General features: G+C 60.3%; 22 protein-coding genes and 1 pseudogene. 7 read left to right on the top strand and 16 right to left on the bottom strand.

Going from position 1 to position 22987, the window contains the following annotated elements:
• Positions 1-2 precede the first annotated feature (2 nt).
• The 3 genes from JJ869_RS01795 to JJ869_RS01805 all read right to left on the bottom strand — a co-directional run bounded on the left by JJ869_RS01795 (position 3) and on the right by JJ869_RS01805 (position 3821).
• Positions 3-1163 carry a microcin C ABC transporter permease YejB gene (locus JJ869_RS01795; protein ID WP_292264260.1) on the bottom strand — a complete coding sequence of 387 codons (1161 nt, stop codon included), beginning with the start codon at positions 1161-1163 and terminating at the stop codon, positions 3-5.
• A 7-nt stretch (positions 1164-1170) separates the two neighbouring features.
• The gene (locus JJ869_RS01800; RefSeq protein ID WP_292264261.1) at positions 1171-3120 is read right to left on the bottom strand and encodes an extracellular solute-binding protein; all 1950 of its coding nucleotides are present in this window, start codon (positions 3118-3120) and stop codon (positions 1171-1173) included.
• A 185-nt stretch (positions 3121-3305) separates the two neighbouring features.
• Positions 3306-3821, bottom strand: coding sequence for a cytochrome c family protein (locus tag JJ869_RS01805; protein ID WP_292264262.1), 516 nt, complete (start codon positions 3819-3821; stop codon positions 3306-3308).
• A 124-nt stretch (positions 3822-3945) separates the two neighbouring features.
• Here JJ869_RS01805 and JJ869_RS01810 point away from each other — a divergent pair, with 124 nt between their 5' ends.
• Positions 3946-4779 carry a prephenate dehydratase gene (locus JJ869_RS01810; RefSeq protein WP_292264263.1) on the top strand — a complete coding sequence of 278 codons (834 nt, stop codon included), beginning with the start codon at positions 3946-3948 and terminating at the stop codon, positions 4777-4779.
• A gap of 20 nt (positions 4780-4799) precedes the next feature.
• On the opposite strand, the gene JJ869_RS01815 is transcribed toward JJ869_RS01810, so the two are convergent.
• From JJ869_RS01815 to JJ869_RS01845, 7 genes are all read right to left on the bottom strand, one after another.
• Positions 4800-5657: a DMT family transporter gene (locus JJ869_RS01815; RefSeq protein ID WP_292264264.1), complete on the bottom strand. Its 858-nt coding sequence runs from the start codon at positions 5655-5657 to the stop codon at positions 4800-4802.
• Positions 5658-5915: 258 nt separating this feature from the next.
• On the bottom strand, positions 5916-6374 hold the full coding sequence (locus tag JJ869_RS01820; RefSeq protein ID WP_292264265.1) for a methylated-DNA--[protein]-cysteine S-methyltransferase: 459 nt from the start codon (positions 6372-6374) through the stop codon (positions 5916-5918).
• Entirely contained in the window at positions 6371-6607 is a 237-nt protein-coding gene (locus tag JJ869_RS01825) for a DUF3253 domain-containing protein (protein ID WP_292264266.1), read from the bottom strand. The genes JJ869_RS01820 and JJ869_RS01825 overlap by 4 nt, the downstream gene beginning before the upstream one ends.
• Complete coding sequence (gene ileS / locus JJ869_RS01830; RefSeq protein ID WP_292264267.1) at positions 6591-9497, bottom strand: isoleucine--tRNA ligase; 2907 nt, start codon at positions 9495-9497, stop codon at positions 6591-6593. Before ileS ends, JJ869_RS01825 begins: the two co-directional genes overlap by 17 nt.
• Before the next feature lie 266 nt (positions 9498-9763).
• Positions 9764-10771, bottom strand: coding sequence for a TIGR01620 family protein (locus JJ869_RS01835; RefSeq protein ID WP_292264268.1), 1008 nt, complete (start codon positions 10769-10771; stop codon positions 9764-9766).
• Complete coding sequence (locus JJ869_RS01840; RefSeq protein ID WP_292264269.1) at positions 10768-11208, bottom strand: GNAT family N-acetyltransferase; 441 nt, start codon at positions 11206-11208, stop codon at positions 10768-10770. Before JJ869_RS01840 ends, JJ869_RS01835 begins: the two co-directional genes overlap by 4 nt.
• Positions 11205-12620 carry a YcjX family protein gene (locus tag JJ869_RS01845; RefSeq protein ID WP_292264270.1) on the bottom strand — a complete coding sequence of 472 codons (1416 nt, stop codon included), beginning with the start codon at positions 12618-12620 and terminating at the stop codon, positions 11205-11207. The genes JJ869_RS01840 and JJ869_RS01845 overlap by 4 nt, the downstream gene beginning before the upstream one ends.
• A 111-nt stretch (positions 12621-12731) precedes the next feature.
• Here JJ869_RS01845 and truA point away from each other — a divergent pair, with 111 nt between their 5' ends.
• The 3 genes from truA to argF all read left to right on the top strand — a co-directional run bounded on the left by truA (position 12732) and on the right by argF (position 15915).
• Positions 12732-13502 (top strand): tRNA pseudouridine(38-40) synthase TruA, encoded by a 771-nt coding sequence (gene truA, locus JJ869_RS01850; RefSeq protein WP_292264271.1) that lies wholly within the window; start codon positions 12732-12734, stop codon positions 13500-13502.
• Between the two features lie 301 nt (positions 13503-13803).
• Positions 13804-14985: an aspartate aminotransferase family protein gene (locus JJ869_RS01855; RefSeq protein ID WP_292264272.1), complete on the top strand. Its 1182-nt coding sequence runs from the start codon at positions 13804-13806 to the stop codon at positions 14983-14985.
• 3 nt (positions 14986-14988) lie between these two features.
• Positions 14989-15915, top strand: a complete 927-nt coding sequence (gene argF / locus JJ869_RS01860; protein ID WP_292264273.1) for an ornithine carbamoyltransferase — start codon at positions 14989-14991, stop codon at positions 15913-15915.
• Here argF and JJ869_RS01865 read toward each other — a convergent pair.
• The 6 genes from JJ869_RS01865 to rpmH form a co-directional block, all read right to left on the bottom strand.
• Positions 15890-17002, bottom strand: a complete 1113-nt coding sequence (locus tag JJ869_RS01865) for a Hint domain-containing protein (protein WP_292264274.1) — start codon at positions 17000-17002, stop codon at positions 15890-15892. The genes argF and JJ869_RS01865 overlap by 26 nt on opposite strands.
• An 86-nt stretch (positions 17003-17088) precedes the next feature.
• Positions 17089-17442 (bottom strand): hypothetical protein, encoded by a 354-nt coding sequence (locus JJ869_RS01870; protein WP_292264275.1) that lies wholly within the window; start codon positions 17440-17442, stop codon positions 17089-17091.
• A gap of 122 nt (positions 17443-17564) precedes the next feature.
• On the bottom strand, positions 17565-18635 hold the full coding sequence (locus JJ869_RS01875) for a M35 family metallo-endopeptidase (RefSeq protein WP_292264276.1): 1071 nt from the start codon (positions 18633-18635) through the stop codon (positions 17565-17567).
• 235 nt (positions 18636-18870) lie between these two features.
• On the bottom strand, positions 18871-19089 hold the full coding sequence (gene yidD / locus JJ869_RS01880) for a membrane protein insertion efficiency factor YidD (RefSeq protein ID WP_292264277.1): 219 nt from the start codon (positions 19087-19089) through the stop codon (positions 18871-18873).
• Positions 19086-19490 (bottom strand): ribonuclease P protein component, encoded by a 405-nt coding sequence (gene rnpA, locus JJ869_RS01885; RefSeq protein ID WP_292264278.1) that lies wholly within the window; start codon positions 19488-19490, stop codon positions 19086-19088. Before rnpA ends, yidD begins: the two co-directional genes overlap by 4 nt.
• A 28-nt stretch (positions 19491-19518) precedes the next feature.
• On the bottom strand, positions 19519-19653 hold the full coding sequence (gene rpmH, locus JJ869_RS01890) for a 50S ribosomal protein L34 (RefSeq protein ID WP_089233247.1): 135 nt from the start codon (positions 19651-19653) through the stop codon (positions 19519-19521).
• 505 nt (positions 19654-20158) lie between these two features.
• Between rpmH and JJ869_RS01895 the strand changes: the two genes are divergently transcribed.
• From JJ869_RS01895 to JJ869_RS01905, 3 genes and pseudogenes are all read left to right on the top strand, one after another.
• Complete coding sequence (locus JJ869_RS01895; protein WP_292264279.1) at positions 20159-20893, top strand: TVP38/TMEM64 family protein; 735 nt, start codon at positions 20159-20161, stop codon at positions 20891-20893.
• 2 nt (positions 20894-20895) lie between these two features.
• On the top strand, positions 20896-22314 hold the full coding sequence (locus tag JJ869_RS01900; RefSeq protein WP_292264280.1) for an FAD-dependent oxidoreductase: 1419 nt from the start codon (positions 20896-20898) through the stop codon (positions 22312-22314).
• A gap of 24 nt (positions 22315-22338) precedes the next feature.
• Positions 22339-22987: pseudogene (locus JJ869_RS01905) on the top strand (sensor histidine kinase); the annotation flags it as partial.

Consider the following 22987-nt stretch of genomic DNA (forward strand, 5'->3'; position numbering starts at 1 on the left):
GGTCAGCCCTCCCGTCTTTCGAAGTCGATGCGTGGATCGACCAGAACATACATCAGGTCCGACAGAATGCCGACCAAGAGACCGATCAGCCCGAAGACAAAGAGTGTGCCAAAGATCACCGGATAGTCGCGCGCCACCGCCGCTTCGAACCCAAGCCGTCCCAGACCGTCCAGCGAAAAGATCGTCTCGATGATCAGCGACCCGGAAAAGAACACGCCGATGAACACCGCCGGAAAGCCCGCGATCACGATCAGCATCGCGTTGCGGAACACGTGACCGTACAGAACCTGCCGTTCCGCAAGGCCTTTGGCCCGTGCGGTGATCACGTATTGCTTTTTGATCTCGTCCAGAAAGCTGTTCTTGGTGAGCAGAGTGAGTGTCGCAAAGGCCGAGATTGTCGAGGCCAGAACCGGCAAGGTGATGTGCCAGAAATAGTCTGCAATCTTGCCAAAGAAGGACAGGTTTTCCCAATTGTCCGAGGTCAGACCCCGGAGCGGGAAGATCTGATAATACGACCCGCCCGCAAAGAGTACGAGAAGCAGGATCGCAAACAAAAAGCCGGGGATCGCATAGGCCACGATGATCGCAGCCGAGGTGTAGGTGTCGAACGGAGTGCCATCCCTGACAGCCTTGCGAATGCCAAGCGGGATCGACACGATATAGGCGATCAGCGTCGACCAAAGGCCAAGCGAGATCGACACGGGCATCTTTTCCAGCACCAGTTCCATCACGCCGATGGACCGGAAATAGCTCTCTCCGAAATCAAGCCGCAGGTAGTTCCACATCATCAGGCCAAAGCGTTCGACCGCGCCGATGGCCTCTTTCTGGCAAGCGGGATCATCCAGATCGGGTTCCCCGGTAAAGCCGTCTTCGCAGACGATCCGGGCAAAACCGAATTCGATCTCAAGCGTTTCGATGAATTCCTTGGGCAGGCCACGGGCACCGATATAGTCGCTGTCGGACCCAAAGGTCTCTTCGACATTCTGGTTGCCACCGCCATCCCCCGAGAACCCGGCGAACACATCACCTTCGCCCTGAATGCGCGCAAGCGCTTGTTCAATCGGGCCACCGGGCACGAATTGCGTCAGGGCGAAGTTGATGACCATGATCCCGAACAAAGTCGGAATGATCAGCAACAGCCGTCGAAGAATATAGGCTCCCAAGGGTCTGTTACCTCAGCGCGCCAGCGGCCTTCAGGGCCTCGTATTTCTCTTCGTTGAACCACCAGAAGTCGAGCACGCCAATACCAAGCGGAGGCAGGTTTTCGGGGCGTTCGAAGATGTCGTAATGGGCAATCCAGTATTCCGGTACATAGCCCGCATGGGCAATCACCCGCTCGTAGCGCAGGGCGCGGTCAAGCGCCATCATCGCGATGACTTCTTCCTCGCGCGATTCCGCGTTCAGCGCCGCTTCGATAATGGCATCCACTGCCGGGCTGCGCAGCGCGGACGGGTTCCATGACGACACCTCGGCCGTTTCCGACCCGAACAACTGCTTGAGACCTGTCCCAATGGTTGAGAAGGTCTGCATGGAGGTCTGAATCAGGTCGTAATCCTTGTCGAGGAACCGCTGCTGGCCCTGTGCTGAATCGACGGCATTGGCGTTCACCTGAATACCCCAGTCGCGGAGGGTATTCACATAAGTCTCGATCGTCGCCTGCCGCGTGTCGTCCCACGTCGAGAGCACAAGGAAGTCGAGCGTCATCTGTTCGCCATTGGCATCGACCATGCGGCCCTGGTCGTCTACCGTCCAGCCTTCGTCGGCAAGGATGCGCAAGGCGGTCCGCTGGTTACGGCGGTCAGACGGATTGTCCTTGTTCGAGGTGTGCGGCATGACAACGGGCTCGGTCAGCATCTCGGGTGGCACAACGTCACCAAGCGATTGCAGGAAGGCCAGTTCCGCGCCCTCGGGGACGCCCTTGGCTTCCCATTCCTGCCCTTCGGCAAACGAGTTGCGCTGTGTTGTCAAATCGAATTCGAGCGACTCGCGCGTCCATTCAAAGTTGAAGGCAAGCGACAGCGCGTGACGCACATTTCGATTATCGACCGGCGCACGCAAGGTGTTGAAAATGATGCCGGAATTCAGCGGTGCCGTCTGGTCCGGCAACGCTTCCTTGATCACCTGTCCCTCTTGCAACGCCGGGAAGTCGTATCCTGTCGCCCAGCGTTTGCTCGATCCTTCGGATCGGAATGTATATTCCCCGGCCTTGAACCCTTCGAATTCCGCCGTCGCATCAGCGAAATATTCGATGCGGATGCGGTCGAAATTGTGCCGCCCGACATTGACCGGGTGATCCCATCCCCAGTAATTCGGGTTCCGCTCGTAGACCACGTAGCGGTTAAATTCGTAATCGCCCACCTGGTACGGCCCCGATCCCATCGGCGACAGAACCGACGGCTCGTCCAGCCGTTCACCGGTTTCCTTGTACCATTCCTCGGACAGTACGATCATTCCGCCCACCTGGCTGATCAGGGACCGGCGCGAAATGCCATCCACGAATTTGTAGCGCAGCGTCAGGTCATCAATGACTTCGACACCTTCGATCCGCTCGCTCACCGACCGCGAGAAGGATCGGATGCCCTGTTCGATGAACAGGTTGAATGTGAAAGCAGCATCCTGCGCCCGCAAAGGCGCCCCGTTGCGGAAAACCACGTCGTCCCGCAGGTGGAACACGCACCATTCCTTGGACTTCGGATATTCGACCTCGCGCGCGATCAGGCAGTATTGGTCGGTCAGCGAATCTGCCGGAACCGACGTGCCGAAGGCGTCGCCTGCCAAAAGCGACTCTCCCACAACATCCGAGTTTGTCTGCGGGTTGCCGCGCCAGGCCCACCGGTTGAAGCCATCGAATGTGCCGCGCGCACTGAGCGTGATCTGTCCGCCCTTCGGGGCATCGGGATTCACGTAGTTGAAGTGTTTGAAATCCGGTGGATAGAGCAGGTCGCCGAAATAGGAATAGCCATGCGCACGGATGATCTCGTCCTCACCCCCATGGCTTGCGGCGAATGCCAACGTCCCCGAAGCGCCTGCACCTGCCGCAACGGCGCTGCCCCCCAGAAGTTTCAGCGTTTGTCGACGATCAATGTCTGCAAAGGAAGGCCGGTTGCGTCTGTTGGACATATTCAAGTCTCCATTGCTCGTGCGTGCGTTTCTGCGCTCTTATGTAAGCTAAAGAACGAATTTGCCCACATTCAAGGTGAGAATGCGCGACCCCGGCCCAAATGCCGATCAAAAAACGTGATTGTGAAAAAGAAAAGCCGCCGCCCAGCGGGCAGCGGCCAAATTTCGCAACGCGATGCGTCGAATTATTCAGAGAACGTCGCGAGGTAGGCGATCAGGTCCTGACGCTCATCGGACTTGCTCAGACCGGCAAAGCCCATCGACGTGCCGGGAGCCCAGCCGCGCGGGTTTTCGAGGAAGTAGTACAGGTTCTCGGGTGTCCACACATCGGCCACTTCGCTCAGAGCGCCGGAGTAGTTGAAGCCCTGCGCGGCACCTACATCACGACCAACGACGTTGAAAAGGTACGGACCAGCCGCGTTCTCGCCTTTTTCCAGCTTGTGGCAGGCACGGCACTTGCCGAACACGCGCTCACCTTTTGCGGCATCCGCTGTCTCGAGCATGGTCTCGAAATTGACGGCTGCGACCTCTTCTGCCGGCGCATCGTCTTCGTTTGTTTCGATGACATAGACCGCAACCTCTTCACCATGGGCACCGCCCACGTGATACAGGGTTTCAGCAGCCCATTTGCCCAGAAGGAAGATCAGAAGCGCGCCACAAAAGCTGCCGACGATCTTGGTGAAGGTCATTGTATCCAACATTGTGTGCGTACCCGTCCGCTAGTGTTTCTTGCGTATCGCGCGGGTATCTATTGCTTCCCCTTCAGCAAGGCAAGGTGTAGAAGCCGCGACCAAACGCCCGGTGGGCCAGATTTTCGGAGTCCGCATGACCAATGCCATCGCTTTCCAGGGGGAACTGGGCGCCTATTCGCACGAAGCCTGCCGATACAAACGCCCCGACATGGAGCCGCTGCCGTGCCGCACCTTTGAAGATGTGATCTCGGCGGTGCAGACGGGCCAAGCGGATCTGGCGATGCTACCCGTGGAAAACACGATTTATGGTCGGGTCGCTGACATCCACCGTCTTTTGCCGAAGAGCGGACTCAAGATCGTCGATGAAGCCTTCGTGCGCGTGCACATCAACCTCCTCGGTGTGCCGGGCGCAAAACTCGAAGACGTGACCGAGGCGCATTCCCATCTGGTGCTTCTGCCGCAATGCGCGACCTTCCTGACCCAGCACAACATCCAGGGGCGCGTGAACGCCGACAACGCCCGCGCCGCGCGTGAAATCTCGGAACGTGGCGACAAACACGCCGCCGCCTTGGCCAGCGAACTCGCGGCCGAGATCTACGGCCTCGACATCCTCGCGCGCCACATCGAGGACACTGACAGCAACACGACCCGCTTTCTGCTGATGGGGCGTGGCGGCGACACGTCCCGCCGGGGTGATCACGGCATGATGACCACATTCGTCTTTCAGGTCCGCAACATCCCCGCTGCTTTGTACAAAGCGATGGGTGGCTTTGCGACCAATGGCGTGAACATGACCAAGCTTGAATCCTACATGGTCGACGGATCGTTCACGGCCACCCAGTTCTACGCCGACATCGAAGGCCACCCGGACGATCCCGAAGTGGCCCGCGCGCTCGAGGAATTGGACTACTTCACAGATATGCTGAACATACTGGGGACCTATCCGCGCGACTCGCGCAGGGATTGATCCGAACAGTTTTGGTCTTGTCACTCTGCCTTGGCGCGGGTTTCCCTATGCCAGACGTAAAGCCCGGCAGCCGCGATCACCAGACTGCCGACAACCGTCCAAAAGTCTGGAATCTCTGAGAAAAAGATCACGCCCCAGAACGCCGCAAAGGCCAGCCCGATGTACGAATATGGCGCCAGCATCGCGGCCTCGCCTTTGGTAAACGCCCGGATCAGCGCAAGCTGTCCCGTTGTGCCTGCAATGGCCACGATCACCATCAGCCCGACATCCGCAGCACTTGGCGTCTGCCATTGAAACGGCACCAGAATGCTCAGCAACACCGTGCCCACGAACCCGGTGTAGAACAGCGATGTCCAAACATCCTCATCCGCACCGACCCGCCGGGTGAGCAGCGCATAGGCCGAATAGCAAACGGCTGCACCCAGCGGGAAAAGCGCGGCCGCACTGAACACGTCGGTGCCCGGTCGAATGATGATCAGCGCGCCGATCATTGCGGCAACGATCCCGCCAATCCGACGGACACCCAGCTTTTCCCCCAGAAAAATCGCAGCCCCTAGCGTGATCAGCATCGGATTGGTCGACATCAAGGCCGCTGCATCCGACAGCGGGATCAGGCTCAGACCTGTAAAGAAACAAGCCGTGGCGCTCATCAGCAGAAGGGATCGAAAGAATTGGAAACCGGGGTATTTTGTGCGCACCACGGTTTCGAGCCTCGGCAGGACCAGCACGAACACCAATAGCATCTGCCCGGCATAACGCGCCCAAAGTGTCGGAAGAACCCCGACATTCGGAGCCAAGGCTTTGACCGTCGCGTCCATGATCGAAAAGCAGAAGATCGCTGCGATCATCAGAAGGATGGCACGGTTCTGTTCTATCATGCTGCGCTTTTTCTTGAGCCGAAGTCAGGTGCAACCCAGTGCGCCTGTTCGGAGTGCGGGATAACCTTCGGACTAGCACACTCAGGGTGACACACAAGCACGGTGCGCGAACAGGGGCTGTGCAGGTCTGGTGTTTACCACTCCTTAAGGGTTTGCAAAGTTAGGTCCGCTTCGGACCCATTGTTTCGCGCGCGGAACGTTTTGGCCTGAAAACGGGCGGAACCCAAAGCGTAGGGTGCGTGCTCGCACGCACCGCCCTCAAATCAACAACCCCGCTGCGCCCTCATGTTTGAGCAGCCAAATCTTGGTTTCGACCCCACCATCACCGGAATAGCCCCCAAGGCCAGTGGCCCCCAGCACCCGATGACAGGGAACAAGGATGGGGATCGGATTGCCCCCACAGGCCTGCCCGATCGCCTGCGCCGGAACACCAAGCTGTCCCGCAAGATCGCCATATGTGCGCGTTTCGCCAACGGGGATCGCTGACATCGCGGCGCAGACACTGCGTTGAAACTCCGAACCGGTCAAATGGATCGGAACGGTGAAGTCCTGCCGTTCCCCGCTGAAATACTCTGAGAGTTGCGCCGCAGCCTGCACCAGAACAGGTGTCCCATCCCGCCGACCGTCCCGCCCTTCCAGTGCGGTGATCCCAACCGCATCTGCGATCAGCGTCAGTGGGCCAAGTGGAGACTCCAAGGCCTGCTCAATCCGGCTCATCCCGGCAAACCCAACCGGATCGGCCCCTTTGCCGTCACGGGATCGACAGTCACGCTCTTCTGGGTCGCTACTAATTCAAGCTGAGCCGCCACGCGCCGCACTTCTGGCATCAAGGGACGCCAGTCGTCTGACAGCCGCCGCGCGGCCTCGGACGGGCAAAAGGTTTTCCCGACCCCACGCTGGTGCGCGAGGTCGAGCAGGACGTCCGCGATGGCGTTATCCGAGGGCGTCATTGCACCGCTGGCAGGTGCCCGGATGCTGGTGCGTGCCGACGTCCGGCAGAATCTTCCAGCAGCGCTGGCACTTGTCGCCCTCGGCTTTCTCGAAGACCACGCCAACCCCCGCCACTTCGGGCAGGCGGAAGGCCTCGGCCGGGGCCGGGTCGCCCGTTAGGGTGATTGCAGAGGTGATGCAGATGTCATCGAAATTCACCGACTTCAAAGCGGCAAGCGTTTCGGCATCCTCGATATGTACCACGGGTGCAGCTTCGAGCGAGGCACCAATCACCTTGTCCGTCCGCTGCACTTCAAGCGCTGCTGTCACCGCACGCCGCGCACGGCGCACCTTGGCCCATTTCGCAGCAAGCGCCTCGTCCTTCCACGACGCAGGCGTTTCCGGGATGTCCTGCAAATGCACCGACGAGTCGTCGCCGGGGAATCGGTCAAGGCAGACATCCTCCATCGTGAACACCAGAACCGGGGCCAGCCATGTGGTCAGGCGGTGGAACAGGATGTCCATCACCGTCCGCGCGGCCCGGCGGCGTTGGGTGTCGCCGTCGCAGTACAACGCGTCCTTGCGGATGTCGAAGTAGAAGGCCGACAGTTCGACCGTGCAGAAGTTGAACAACTGCTGGAACACGCCCTGGAAGTCATAGGAATCGTACCCGTTCCGCACGACCTCATCCAGTTCCGCCAGACGGTGCAGGACGTAGCGTTCAAGCTCGGGCATATCGGCAGGGTCTACGCGGTCCGCCTCGGTGAAGTGCGACAGCGCGCCGAGCATGTAGCGCATGGTGTTGCGCAGACGGCGGTAGCTGTCGGCAACCCCTTTAAGGATCTCCGGCCCGATGCGCAGGTCAGCGGTGTAATCGGCCTGAGCCACCCAGAGGCGAAGGATGTCCGCACCATACTGCTTGGTCACATCCTCGGGGGCCACGGTGTTGCCCAGCGATTTGGACATCTTGTTGCCCTTCTCGTCGAGCGTGAACCCGTGGGTCAGCACGCCGCGATAGGGCGCACGGCCTCGCGTGCCGCAGGATTGCAGCATCGACGAATGGAACCACCCGCGATGCTGGTCGGTGCCTTCGAGGTAGAGATCGGCGAGACCATCCTCGGACCCATCCTCGCGGTCGCGCAGGACAAATGCGTGTGTGGAGCCGGAATCGAACCACACGTCCAGAATGTCGAACACCTGTTCCCATTCTTCGGGGTTGTAGTCGTTGCCAAGGAACCGCTCTTTCGCGCCAGACTTGTACCACGCATCCGCGCCTTCGGCCTCGAACGCTTCAAGGATGCGGGCGTTGACAGTCTCATCCTTCAGCAGGAAGTCGGCGTCCGTCGGCAATGCGCCTTTTTTGACGAAGCAGGTGAGCGGTACACCCCATGCACGCTGGCGCGACAGAACCCAGTCGGGTCGGGCTTCGATCATCGAATAAAGCCGGTTGCGCCCGGTCTGCGGGGTCCATTTTACCAATTGGTCAATACTTGTGAGCGCGCGTTCACGGATCGTTTTGCCATAGGAGTCTTGCCCGTCGCCAACCTCTCGGTCGATGGCGGCGAACCATTGCGGCGTGTTGCGGTAGATCACAGGGGCTTTGGAGCGCCATGAATGCGGATAGCTGTGCGTCATCCGCCCACGCGCCAGCAGGCCGCCTGCCTCGACCAGCTTGTCGATGACGGCGGTGTTGGCCTTGCCTTCCTTGCCCTTGTGATCAAGCACCTTGAGACCCGCAAAGAACGGCACATGCGGCAGGAACTCGGATTCCTCGCCCACATTGTGGGTCATCCGGTCCATCCAGCCACGCGCGACGAAGGCGTCGTAGTCTTCCTGACCGTGGCTTGGGGCCGTGTGGACAAAGCCCGTACCCGCGTCGTCGGTCACATGATCGCCGTCGATCATTGGGACATCGTAGTCCCAGAACCCGTCCGCACCGTCGAGACCCCGGAACGGGTGCGCTAGTGTCAGCGCGCCCAGTTCATCGGCGGACACATCGCGCAGGCGGCGGTACATCGACGGCTCCAGCCGCGCCTTGGCCAGCACGTCTTCGGCCAGTGCATCGGCCAAGAGATAGCGGTCGCCGATCCGCGCCCAGCATTCCTCGGGGCGGCCGGTGACTTCGTATAGGCCGTAGGCGATGGTGTTGTTGTAGGCGACGGCCTTGTTCGACGGGATCGTCCAAGGGGTGGTGGTCCAGATGACGACCTTCACGCCTTGCAGATCACCCGCACCATTGGTGGCTTTAAATGGCACCCAGATCGTGTGCGACTTGTGGTCGTGATATTCGATCTCGGCCTCGGCCAGCGCGGTCTTTTCGACCGGCGACCACATCACGGGCTTGGACCCCTGATAGAGCGTGCCGGTCATGAGGAACTTTTGGAATTCCTCTGCGATGATCCGCTCGGCGCGGTAGTCCATCGTGAGATAGGGCTTGTCCCATGTGCCGGTCACGCCAAGGCGTTTGAACTCCTCGCGCTGGATGTCGATCCAGCCTTCGGCGAATTTGCGGCATTCCTGACGGAAGGCCACGACATCGACCTCGTCCTTGTCGAGCCCTTGGGCGCGGTACTGTTCCTCGATCTTCCATTCGATGGGCAGACCGTGACAGTCCCAACCGGGGATGTAGCGCGCATCGCGGCCCATCATCTGCTGGCTGCGCACAACCATGTCCTTGAGGATCTTGTTCAGCGCGTGGCCGATATGCAGGTGGCCGTTGGCATAGGGCGGGCCGTCATGGAGGGTAAACGGTTTCCGACCCTCTGCCTTCTCGCGGAGACGGTCATAGATGCCCATCTTCGCCCATTTTTCCAACCATGCGGGTTCGCGGTTCGGCAGGCCCGCGCGCATCGGGAATTCAGTCTCGGGCAGGTTCAGCGTGTCTTTGTAATCAGGTGTATCGGCGCACATGTGGAGCGTCCTCGGGTGTTCGGATCAGGAATATGTGAGAGGATCGGCGCGGTGGTCCATACGCCTTGTCCCGGCGGCTCGATTGCTCAGAGCGCCGGGCATGTAATTCGAATGATGATCGCGATCAGATGCGTCATGCGGCGCGTTATAGGAGCGAGTTGGGCCAACGTCCAGACGGTGTTTCCCGGTCGTACCGACCGGGACCGATTGGGGGGCCAGCCCCCCAAACCCCCCGACATATTTGAAAAAAGAAGAAGACAGGAGGATCAGCGCGTCTTGCTTGTCACAAGACCGGACAGCGCGGTCTTGACGATGGACCTGACCGAAGGGCGTTTTCCGGGCGCAAAGGGCAGGGGGCGGCACACCTCGATGGCGGCCACACCAACACGTGCGGTGAGCGCGCCATTGACCAGACCTTCGCCAAACCGGCGTGAAAGCTTGCCCAGAATGGAGCCTCCAAGGATCGGCTCAAGCATGTCATCGCCCACGGCAACCGCACCGGTGGCCACGAGATGGGACAGCACAGCACGGGTCAAACGCCAGCTTCCCAGAGTGCCGGAGCGGCCACCGTAGATTTCGGCGATCCGGCGGATCATGCGGATGTTCGAGCCAAGTGCTGCCACCACATCTGCCAGCGCCAGCGGAACCAGCGCCGTTACAGTGGCCACCTGACGCGCCGCTGCCTCGACCTCGCGGCGGGCAGCGGTATCAAGCGGGCCGAGGAGTTCGTGATCCGCCAGCGCGATAAGGGCTGAGGCGTCAAACATGTCCGCCTCTCGGTCTTTCAGGCGGTCCCGGCCCCATTTGGTATCATCGCGGGAGACGTAGAGTTTGGTCAAATCTTTTACCACGATGCGCGCCGCGGTCAGATCTTCGCTGGCAAGGGCCGCATCTGCAGACAGTTGAATGCGGTCAATCCGGCCAAGACGCGCGAAGGCCGAGAGTTCCTTGATCACGATCAGCAGAACAACGGCGATGAACAGCGCAAAGAGGGCTGCGACGGCATAGCCGAGGTACAGGTTCTGGCTGACCAGATTGGTGACAAAGTTCCATGCCGCCACCGAGGCCACCGTGGTGATCAGCGCAAACAGCAGCGACCAGAACCAGCGCGCCAGCCGCGACACGGGACGCGACGCCAAAGCGGCGACCGTGGTCATCGCCTGTCCCGTCGGGGCGTGGTCCAGCATGTCGGGAACCGGTGGCGCGTCTGCCGGGGTGGGCGCGGGGGCCTCGTCATCAAGATCGAAAAGGACCGGGCCTTTGGCTTTGGTCATGAGGGCGTCCTTTGCCAATGATAGCGGATGTCGGGCAGGCCTTCGTCATTCCCTGCGCCATCAGTCCGTTCGACGGGGGTAAAGCCGTGGCGTTCATAGAAGGCTTGCGCACGGATGTTGGCCTGAAACGTCCAAAGCGTCAGTTGATCGACGCGGCGCATCGCATCGCTGAGCAGCCGAGACCCCACACCCTGACCGCGTGCGGAGGCATCAACATAGAGCGCCTGGATGTCGTCACCGTCGCGGGCAAGAAATCCGTTGATTGTTTCGCTTTCGGAAACAGTGACCCAGCCGCGATCCACCATCATACTGGCAAAGCCGATATCCTCGGCCCGCGTGTGGATGCGCGGCATCCATGGGGTTTCGTCAATCCAGGCCGACAGGATCGCACCGACGCGGCCTGCATCCAGTGGTTGGGCGGGGCGCAGCCGGGTCACAGGCGGTCTCCGATCAGGAACTGCGCCGCGCGGTCGAGGCGGATATGGGGCGGACCTTCGCCGGGTTTCAGGCTGAGCTTCGCGGGCGCAAAACGCATGATCTGGTAGTCCTGATCTAGCCATTTCTCGGCACCGTCGCGCGCCGGGCCGAGCAGATGCGTGGGGTCGACCGGCAATTCACCGGGGTAGAAGGCGGCCTGTTTGCCGCTGTCGAGAAGCGTGCCCCGCACACAGGCCAGTTCGCTGCCCTGATGCGCGCGCATTTCCTCGACCGTTGCACGCAGGCTGGCGATGGATATGGCGCTTGTCTTGGCACCGCTGTACTGCGCACGGTCGCGGGCCTCGCGGGTCAGTGCCTCCATGATCGCGGTCAGGCGGGCATGCTGGGTGTGGTGCAGATGGTCGGCCTTGGTGGCGGCGAAAAGGATTTTCTCGACACGCTTGCCGACGAACAGTTGGCTCAGAAAGGCGTTTTGGCCGGGGCGAAAGGCGCTCAGGATGTCGGACATCGCTTGTCGCATGTCCTCGACCGCTTTCGGGCCTGCATGGATCGCGCCAAGCGCATCGACCAGCACGATCTGTCGGTCGATCTTGGCGAAATGATCCCGGAAGAACGGTTTGACCACTTGGGATTTATAGGCCTCGAACCGCCGTTCCATTTCGCGGGCCAGCGACTTGCGCGGTGGGTTTTGGGTCGGTGGCAAGGGCGCAAAGGTCAGCACGGGGCTGCCCGCCAGATCTCCCGGCAGCAGAAAACGCCCCGGCGTGCAGTCCGAGAACCCGGCCTGACGCGCGGCGGTCAGATAGGCGGTGAACCCGGCGGCAAGGGATTGCGCGCGCGGTTCTTCCAACGGTGCGCTGGCGTCTTCTGCGCGGGCCTGTGCCAGATAATCCTGCGCCGTGTCACGGTTTTCGATCCGCTTAAGGGTTTCTTCAGACCATTGGTCGTAGGTTTTGTCGAGCAACCCCAGATCAAGCAGCCACTCACCGGGATAATCCACTAAGTCGAGATGTATGGTCCGTGGGCCCTGAAGCCCCGAAAGCAGGCCCGAGGGACGCACCTTGAGCGAGAGGCGCAATTCGCTGATGGTCCGCGTGCTGTCGGGCCAGCGCGGGTCCAGTGCCGTCAGATCGCCCAGATGCGATTCATAGTCGAAGCGCGGCAGCGTGTCGTCAGGCTGCGGCTGAAGATAAGCCGACAGGATACGTCCTTCGCCTTCCGCCAGAAGGCCGGGCATCCGCCCGCGATCCATCAGGTTCGCCACGAGTGACGTGATGAACACCGTCTTGCCCGACCGCGCGAGCCCGGTCACACCAAGCCGGATCGCCGGTTCGAAAAACGTGCCCGACACGGTGTCGGCGACGTTTTCGATCCCACGTGTGAGGGTGTCGGCGATGGCGGAAATGACCAATGGGGGCCTCTTTTCATTGTGTTGGTGCCACAGATAAAGGCGCAGGCCCGCGGTTACCAGTGTTGCGCAAGGGGGATTGTTCGGCGCAAAGCCTCAGTATAAGCGGGGCGCATGCCCCGATTTGCACTGAAAGTCGAGTATGATGGCGCGCCGTTTGCCGGTTGGCAAAGACAGGCGGATCAGCCATCGGTGCAGGGTGCCATAGAAGCGGCCTTGGCCAAACTTGAGCCGGGCGAGCACACGATTGCCGCAGCGGGGCGCACCGATGCCGGAGTTCATGGGCGCGGGCAAGTCTGCCATTGCGATCTGGAAAAGGACTGGTCGCCGTTCCGGTTGTCCGAGGCGCTGAACCATCATTTGAAACCCTTGCCGGTGGCGATTGTCGACGCGGTCGAGGTCGAGGGCGATTGGCACGCGCGTTTCTCGGCGGTAGAGCGGCGGTATCTGTTTCGACTGGTGTCGCGGCGTGCGCCGTTGACGCTGGAGGCCGGGGAGGTCTGGCAGGTGAAGCACGATCTGGAGCTTGCGCCAATGCAGGCGGCGGCACGGCATCTGATCGGATTGCACGACTTTACCACGTTCCGGTCCACAATGTGTCAGGCGGCGTCGCCGGTCAAAACGCTGGATGCGTTGGATATAAGTTCCGTCGAGACCGACTGGGGCACCGAATTCCAGTTCCGGTTGCGCGCGCGGTCCTTTCTGCACAATCAGGTGCGTAGTTTCGTCGGCACGTTGGAACGGGTTGGTGCGGGCGCGTGGGGGCCAGAAGATGTGAAGCAGGCCTTGGACGCGCGGGATCGTGCTGCCTGTGGACCTGTATCTCCACCGCAGGGTTTGTATCTGATGGGCGTTGGCTATCCGGACGATCCGTTTCAGCGCTAAGCGTGGTTGCGCTGCGCGGGGCGCATCGCCGGGCATGCAGATTTTGAAAAATCTGCTTGGGGCGCTGCCCCAGACCCCGAAGTATTTTTGAACCAGAGAAGAATGGGACTTGTTTTGAGGGCGGTTTTGCCTGATGACGCGGGTCATGACACATCTGACCGATATCCGACGAGACATCTGATCTTGTTTTGCCGCCCCGCACTGTGGGCGATCTGTCACCTTTTGTCTGAATTCACATCCTTTCCGTTGACTTGGCCCGCGCCGCTTGGCACGGCTTGGGTTTCCTGAAATGAGGTTTCCCATGATCCCCTCTGTTCTGCCGACGTATTCCCGCGCTCCGCTTCACTTTGTGAAAGGTGAAGGCACCTGGTTGATCGAAGCGGACGGGCGACGCTTTCTCGATCTGGGCGCGGGCATCGCGGTAAACGCGCTGGGCCACGCGCATCCAGCGCTGGTGCAGGCGCTGACGGATCAGGCGCAGAAGCTCTGGCATGTGTCCAACCTCTACGAGATCCCGCAGCAGCAGGCGCTGGCTGACAAGCTGGTGGCAACCACCTTTGCCGACACGGTGTTCTTTACCAATTCGGGGACCGAGTCCTGTGAGCTCGCCGTCAAGATGGCGCGCAAGTACTGGTACGAGAAAGGCCAACCCGAGAAGACCACGATCCTGACCTTCGAAGGATCATTCCATGGACGGTCGTCGGCGGGGATTGCCGCTGCCGGATCGGAAAAGATGACCAAGGGGTTTGCGCCGCTCCTGCCGGGATTCAAACATGTGCCTTGGGCTGATCATGAGGCGTTGCACGCCGCCATCGACGACAGCGTTGGTGCGATCCTGATCGAGCCGGTGCAGGGCGAGGGTGGCATTCGACCGCTGCCCGATCAATGCCTCAAGGGGTTGCGCGCACTTTGCGATGAGAAGGGCATTCTTTTGATCCTTGACGAGGTGCAGTGCGGTGTATCGCGCACGGGGCGTCTGTTTGCACATGAGTGGGCGGGTGTGACGCCCGACATCATGATGGTCGCCAAGGGTATCGGCGGGGGCTTTCCTCTGGGAGCGGTTCTGGCCAAAGAAGAGGCGGCGTCGGGTATGACGGCGGGCACACATGGATCGACCTATGGGGGCAATCCGCTCGCTTGTGCGGTGGGCTGCGCGGTGATGGATATCGTCAGCGCGCCAGAGTTCCTCGAGACCGTGAACGCGCGGGCCGGGTTTCTGCGACAGAAGCTTGAAGGCCTGGTTGCTGCACATCCCGAGGTGTTCGAGGGCGTGCGCGGTATGGGCCTGATGCTGGGTCTGAAATGCAAGGTGGCACCGATCGACGTGGTCAAGGCGGGGTATGAATGCGGTGTGATCACGGTCCCGGCTGCGGACAATGTGGTGCGTCTGCTGCCGCCGCTGAACATCAGCGAGGACGAGATATCCGAGGCGGTGAACCGGCTGGACTTTGCCGCGGATGCGGTTCTTGAGGCGCAGGACTGAGATATGAAGCATTTTCTGGATATTCACAAAACCGACGCGGGTGATCTGCGGACGGTGATTGATCAGGCCATCGCCATGAAAGGCAGCCGGAATGGTCGCCCCAAAGGTGCGCCGGATGATGAGCAACCCCTGGCTGGACGCATGGTTGCGTTGATCTTTGAAAAGCCCTCGACCCGGACGCGTGTGTCCTTCGATGTCGGCGTGCGCCAGATGGGCGGGCAGACGATGGTTCTCTCGGGGTCGGACATGCAGTTGGGCCATGGTGAAACCATCGCCGACACTGCGCGTGTGATGAGTCGCTATGTCGACCTGATCATGATCCGCACCTTTGACGAGGCGGTGCTGGAAGAGATGGCGGAAAACGCCACCGTTCCGGTGATCAATGGTCTGACCGACCGCACCCATCCCTGCCAGATCATGGCGGATGTGATGACCTTTGAGGAACATCGCGGGCCGATCAAAGGCAAGAAGGTGGTGTGGTGCGGTGACGGGAACAACGTCTGCGCGTCGTTCCTGCATGCGGCGGCGCAATTCGGCTTTGACTTCACCTTCACCGGGCCGGTGCAGCTTGATCCCGAGATGGAATTCGTGGGGCTGGCGCGGAACGCCGGTGTTCAGGTCGCCATCGAACGCGATCCGTTCAAGGCCGTCGAGGGAGCAGATCTGGTGGTTGCCGACACGTGGGTGTCGATGCACGATGCGCAGTCGGCCAAGGAACGGCGGCACAACATGCTGCGGCCCTACCAGGTGAACGTGGACCTGATGCGCCACGCGAAACCCGATGCGCTTTTCATGCACTGCCTGCCGGCCCATCGCGGCGAAGAGGTGACGTCCGAGGTGATGGACGGTCCGCAATCGGTGATCTTTGACGAGGCGGAAAACCGGCTGCATGCGCAAAAGGCGATCATGCGGTATTGCCTAGGGGTGTGATCCTGTCACCAGGCGTGTCTGATCGAGCAGATCTGAGGCCTTGCGTTTTGTGCGAAGCACGACGCGGGGTCTTTCTTTTCTTAAGGTGATCCCGGCAGTGTCGAACCGTCATGCAAGGTCGGGCCGGTGGGCCGTTCAGCGCTTGGTCGGTGTCCTGAGATTTGGGAAACACCCGATAGATGCCAAGACGTTCGCGTGGTGTCAGTCCGGACATCGCCATTCCGCCCAGCAGCAGCGTTTCCGAAAAGCAGCCTTGCGCGAAGACAATTTCGTGCCGCGCGCACGCGAAATGAACCCACGTCACGGCACGTTTCCCCTGCATCTGGCGAATGCCGGGCAGGATGGTGAGGGCTTTGGCCGGAACGAACGTTTCGCTTGCGAAACTGTTGGATAGCTGCATCTGGCCGCCAACAAGCATCCGATGCTGGGGTGACACGATCAGGTCTCTGAAGGGACGATTCGGACCAAGTGCCGAGGCTTGGATCAGGATTGGCGCAGATTTTTCCGATGTCTGATCCAGCACCTCGACATGTCGGCGGGTCCACATGACCGGTTGCACGCCATTATCGAGAGTCAGGACTGGATCGCCTTCCCGCAGGTTCTGTACTGCGCGTGGTCCCGAAGGAGTGTCGATGAGTGTGTCTTCGGCAAAGCAAATCGTTTGGTATGTCGCGGACGGGTCCCGATCAGATGTCCAGAAGGCGTTCGGGGTGGAGGGACTGCCGCCATTTGCAAAATACCACCCTTCGAGGTCGAATCCCGGCGACCAGACCAACTGAACCAGTTCGCCTGAGCTGGTATCCGTGCCTTCGAAGACAACAGCGCCTTGACCCGGGCCGACGTAATCGCTGCGAATGATGGTTGCGTCTTCCAGCGCGCTGGTCCCGCCATTGCCGGTCCAGCTCAGGTCATAGCGGTCACCTACGCCGAATTCGTATGGGGACGGATCCCCGTCGTTCGAAGTGATCACAAGATCCTTGGTCGAGTTCGGTGGGTAATCGAAATAACTGTAGGCCGTCCTCACATTGACATTGCTGCCGGACGAGACTGCGAATTCATTATTGATGGCATTGATGACGACAACCACGACACTGCTCCTTTGCAGGGCACAGTGTCGGGCGAAATCATTGACGTTGGCTTAAGTGCCAGCGGGCACCCCACGCTCGAGGCCTCTTACCCGCCTGAGGGCGTTGATGTGCCAGTCTCGGGGTCCACAAGAAAACGGCGGCCGCGTATGTCTTCGACTTCGATCATGTTACCGGACATGCTGATGCGTTTCATCGCGATCATGTTGCGTCCGCCACCGGGAAGGAACGGGTCCACCGGATCGGGATTGGTGTAGACCTGGGCCAGCCAGAGAACCTCGCCTGATGCGATGTTCGTGGCGCGCATCCATCCACTGACATCTGTTGCGTCCAGAGGCAGGCCGGACAATGCCGGTTCGTAGCGGATGCCGTTCCGTTCGAGCGCATCGACCTTGGGCGGAGGAACTCGGCTCGCTCCGGAGCCGGGAAGATCTGGACTCATGGTGTCGATTTCCTTGTCAGCCGAGGGGTTTTGCGAGTCTTGTGCGCCGCCCGCCCAGAGGGCAAGCGATACCGTGACCATGATCAGCGCGGCGCCTGTGCCGAGAGAGGCGCGCCGCGGTATCATGGCTTTGGATTGAGCGCGACATTGCGTTCCGAGTTGGTGAGCATTCCAGCCGCATCGACGGCGAAGAAGGCCCAACTGTCGGCATTGTTCATCGCGTATTCAGTGTGAAAGCTGTCCTTACGCGGCTTGATGCCCTGTGGATGCCACGAATAGCGCGGATGTGCATCGCCGGGCACGGTCACGTCGTCGGTGTTCAGCTGCGAATGCGTCAACTCGTGGATTAGTATGCGCGCCCAATTCTTGGACCCTTCCAAAGTGTTGCCTTTGCCGAAAAACGCTTTTTCGATGTAGATCACGTTCAGGCGCTGGCCACCCAGACGGTAGGCAAAGGCTTCGCTGTTCTCCCAGTTGCCGTCCCCCCGGACGGTCGGGTCGTCCGTAAGAATCATGCGCCCGCTGTTGCAGGCGCGGGAGATCTTCTGGAACCCTGTAGACAGGCGCGCGGCTAGGGCCGAAATCTTGGCATCAGACTGATGATCTTCGTCCGCGAACCAACGCTGGATCAGTTTGCGTCCGATCGTATTGGGACCAACCGAGTCGCAGATCACATTCGCTTTCTGAGACCAGGCGAGCGCCTTTTGGGAGGCGTGTTGAAGATTCTTCAGATCGCGTTTCGTGTGGTATTCGTTGATGTCCTTGAGTTTGGTCTTGAGGCTGTCCGCATCGGCATTTTCAAGTTCGCCCGTCGCCCAGTTACGATAGGATTTGGGCAAAGACAGCGCCCAAGCATCGTGACCGCCGAATTTGGACAGCAGATAGAGATGTCGGAGTGTCTTGAGAGCGGCGGCTTTCTTGTTCTTGGTGGCATCCGTTCTGGAAAGGTCGAGGATGCCATTCGCTTCGCGGTCCTTGTCCATCCCGAAAATCCGTTTGAACAGACCGCGCTGGCACTGTTCACGTAGGGTGTCGAGAGCTGCGGCATGGCCGGGGGCGGGACCCGACGCTTCCATGAGAAGGATCAGATTGTCGATCAGTTTTTGCTCTTCTGCGCTCAGCTTGTCCGTATTGCTCGGAATCGCGAGGTTGGCTTTGACCCGATCATATTCATCGGTGAATTTCGACGGCATAATTGGATTCCTTCAAAACAGGTCCGTGGTCTTTCTGGCTATGCACTATTCGGCCGCAACCCTCGGCGTGACCTATGAATACCGGTCAAAACTCGTCATTCAGTTAAAACGACCAAGTGCACAGAAGCCCTTGGCAGGCGGTGCAGGATGATAAAGTGACTTAACGTCACCGTGCGTCCAAACGAGACTACGCGCAAGGTTTTTGTTGGAACTGCAGCGAGTGGCTGAAGCGCTCTCAGGGCACATTATCTATGCCGCTTTTGCCCCATGGATGGCAGCGGGCGATGCGCTTTGCGGCCAGCCAGCCGCCTTTGAAGCCACCGTGCTTCTGCAACGCCTCGAGCGCATAGGCCGAACAGGTTGGGTGATAGCGGCAGTTGTGCCCGACCCAAGGGCTGAAGATCAGGCGATAGGCGCGGACGGGCAGGGCGAGTGTCCAGGCCAGAGGGGTCATGTGGAAGCGTGGATCTTGCGCAGGGCATACGCCAAGTCTTTCTTGAGCGCCTGAAAATCGCGGTCGATCGTGACGCCGGGGCGGCCGATCAGCACGTAATCCCAGCCGGGTTGCGCACCGGGCAACAAGGCTTCGGCCACAACGGCCCGCAGGCGGCGCTTGGCGCGGTTGCGGGCCACGGCATTGCCGATCTTCTTGGAGCAGGTATAGCCGACGCGGATCGTCGGATCGCCGTCATCGCGATACCGTGCCTGCACCAGCATCCCGTCGGTGCCCCGGCGCAGGGCACGGGCGGCGCGCAGGAAATCGGCGCGATGGCGCAGAACGGTCACGGGCGAACATGACAACACCGCCGGAGGCGTGTTTCCCCTTGTGTCCAAGGAGGCCTCCGGCGGTGTCATGTCAGATTGCCTGCGCTGTCGCGGACGCTTACGCGCTCAGCGACTTGCGGCCACGTGCGCGGCGCGCGTTCAGGATTTTGCGGCCGCCCTTGGTGGCCATGCGCGCACGGAAGCCGTGGCGGCGCTTGCGAACGAGGTTCGAGGGCTGATAGGTGCGTTTCATCGCGTCCAACTCCGTTTGATCGGGCCGGGCCGCGCGGATTCGGCGACCGGTCATGTTCGAAGCCCGTGCTATAGGCAGGTGCTTTTGGGTTGTCAAACGCTGTGTCAGGGAATTTCAGCGTTTTCTTGGTCCCTGCGCAGGATCCCACTCGTAACATGGGTCTATCCTGGCGGAAAGAGGTGGGGGTGTTGCACCCATTGCCAGATCGGGCGCGCCCCTCCGGGATATTTTTGAACCAGAGAAGATCATCGGGCAGGGCTTTTCAGCGTGGCGTTTTGAAACAATGGCACACGGCGGCGTGTGGGTTTGACACAGTCTGCAATATTGGCCGGGGGTGCGCGGGTCTAATGTTTCAATACGGGCCGCTGAGCAGGGGATTCTCACGTAAATCGGAGCCAGCGATCAACCGGGCGTGAGCCGGGTGTTGCTGGAGTGCTGCAAGGGGCATGTATCAGTCAACGCAAACACATCAGTTCAAGAGGTGGCCCTCCCCGGCCTGTATGACATGACAGATATGACAAACACCCAACATACCCCCGCATGGAAGCGCTTTGCGCCCCTGATTGCCATTGGCGCGGTCGCGCTGATTGGTGCCTTTACCCTGCGCGATTACCTGAGTTTCGAGACACTGGCAGCCAATCGTGAGGCGCTCGAGGCGTTCCGCGACGCCAATTATGTCCTGACGGCAGGTGTGTTCATGTTGGCTTATATCGCGATTGTCGGGTTTTCCCTGCCAGGAGCGACGATTGCGACGCTGACGGGGGGCTTTTTGTTCGGGGTGTTTCCGGGTGCGTTGTTCAACGTCCTCGCGGCCACTGTCGGCGCGACGATGATCTTCCTGGCGGCGCGCTATGGTCTGGGTGAAAAGCTGGCGGCCAAGATGGAAGCCAGCGATGGCGCGGTCCGCAAGATCAAGGACGGGATCGACGAGAACCAATGGTCGATGCTGTTCCTGATCCGACTGGTGCCCGCCGTGCCGTTCTTCGTCGCAAACCTAGTGCCTGCACTGGTTGGCGTCCCGCTCTATCGCTTCTTCGTTTCCACCTTCCTTGGCATTATTCCCGGCGGTGTTGTCTATACTTCGGTCGGGGCCGGTCTGGGTGAAGTGTTCGCGCGTGGCGAGACACCGAACCTCGGCATCATCTTCGAGCCGCACATCCTGCTTCCGATCCTTGGTCTCTGTGTCCTTGCGGCGCTTCCCATCGTGCTGAAGGCCGTGCGCGGCAAGAAAGGACTGTGATCATGGAAACCATCAAGACAGATGTTCTGATCATCGGCGCGGGGTCCGGCGGATTGTCGGTAGCAGCAGGTGCGGTGCAGATGGGGGCCAGCGTGGTCCTTCTCGAGGCACACAAAATGGGCGGCGATTGCCTGAACTATGGCTGCGTTCCCTCAAAAGCGCTGATCGCTTCGGCCAAGACGGCCTATGCCATGACCCATGCAGACCGCTACGGCATCGCGAATGTCACCCCTCAGGTGGACTACGCTGCGGCCAAGGATCATGTGGCCGACGTGATCGCCCAGATCGAACCCGTCGACAGCCAGGAACGGTTCGAAGGGCTGGGGGTCCGGGTGATCCGCGAATTCGGGCGCTTTGTCTCTCCGACCGAGGTCGAGGCCGGTCCGTATCGTATCAAAGCCCGTCGTGTCGTCATCGCCACGGGCTCTTCTCCCTTCGTGCCGCCGATCCCCGGCTTGGACAAGGTGCCCTACATCACCAATGAATCGCTTTGGGAGCTACGCGAACAGCCCGAGCATTTGCTGGTCATCGGTGGTGGCCCCATCGGGATGGAAATGGCGCAGGCGCATCTGCGGCTTGGATCAAAAGTGACGGTGATCGAAGGCGCGAAGGCGCTGGGCAAGGATGACCCGGAAATGGCTGCCATCGTGCTGGACAGTCTGCGCGAAGAAGGGCTTGAGATCGCCGAAGGATCGAACGCGAAAGAGGTGCGCGGCACAGCGGGTGCGATCGAGGTGGAAACCGAAGACGGCCGCGTGTTCAAGGGAACGCATATTCTGGTTGCTGTTGGTCGCAAGGCAAACACTGCAGGGCTCGATCTGGAAAAGGCGGGCATCAAGACGACACGGACAGGGATCGAAGTGGATGCGTCGATGCGGACCTCGAACAAGAAGGTCTACGCCATCGGCGATGTGGCGGGTGGGCTGCAGTTCACTCATGTGGCTGGCTACCATGCCGGGGTCATCATCCGGTCCATGCTGTTTGGTCTGCCGTCCAAGGCCACCACGCGGCACATTCCTTGGGCGACATATACACAACCAGAGCTGTCGCAGGTCGGTTTGACCGAGGAACAGGCCCGCAAGGAGCATGGAGACAAGCTCGAAGTCGTGCGCTTCCACTACAGCCACAACGACCGCGCGACTGCCGAACGCAAGACACGCGGCTTGATCAAGGTGATGGTGGTCAAGGGACGACCCGTCGGCGCGTCGATCGCCGGTGAACAGGCAGGCGAGTTGATCAATCTGTGGGCGCTGGTGATTGCCAATAAGATGAAAATGACCCAGATCGCCAACATGGTTGCGCCTTACCCGACCATTGGGGAGCTTAACAAACGGGCTGCGGGCGCTTATTTCTCTCCTCGACTGTTTGAAAGTGACACTGTGAAGAAAGTGGTTGGATTTGTTCAGAAATGGCTGCCCTAACGTGACCGGGCCGGGATTGCATCCATGCTGAATTCGCTGTCCGGCCGCTTCCTGATCCTGACCACCGTCTTCGTGATGTTGGCAGAGGTGTTGATCTTCGTTCCGTCCATCGCGCGGTATCGCGAAGACTTTCTTCTCAATCGGCTGGAACGGGCGCAGATCGCATCTCTGGCGCTTTTGGCGGACGACATGATCGACAGCGAGCTTGAAGCGGAACTGTTGCTCAATGCCGGTGTGTACAACGTGGTGCTGCGGCGCGACGAGTTGCGGCAACTGGTGCTGTCCTCTCCTATGCCTAGCGAGGTGTCGCAGACATTCGATCTGCGCGATGCCAACGCGCTCACCCTGATCCGCGATGCGATGGCCCGCTTGATCGACCCCGAGAACGAAACGATCCGGGTGATCGGCAACCCGTTCCGGGATGGCGGTCTGCTGATCGAGATCACGTTGGACACCAGCGAGCTGCGGATGGCGATGATCGATTATGGCTTGCGCATTCTGGTGCTGTCGGCGGTGATTTCGATCGTGACTGCGGGCCTCTTGTTCCTTGCAGTTCGGATATTGCTCGTGAAGCCGATCAAGGGTGTCGTTGGTCATATGCAAAGCTATGCCAAGGCACCCGAAGACGCGCGGCGGATCATTCAGCCCTCGGCAAGCGTGACCGAACTCCGCG

Origin of the sequence: Marivita sp. (assembly GCF_017643905.1) — a bacterium.
In the GTDB taxonomy this organism is placed as follows: Bacteria; Pseudomonadota; Alphaproteobacteria; order Rhodobacterales; family Rhodobacteraceae; genus Marivita.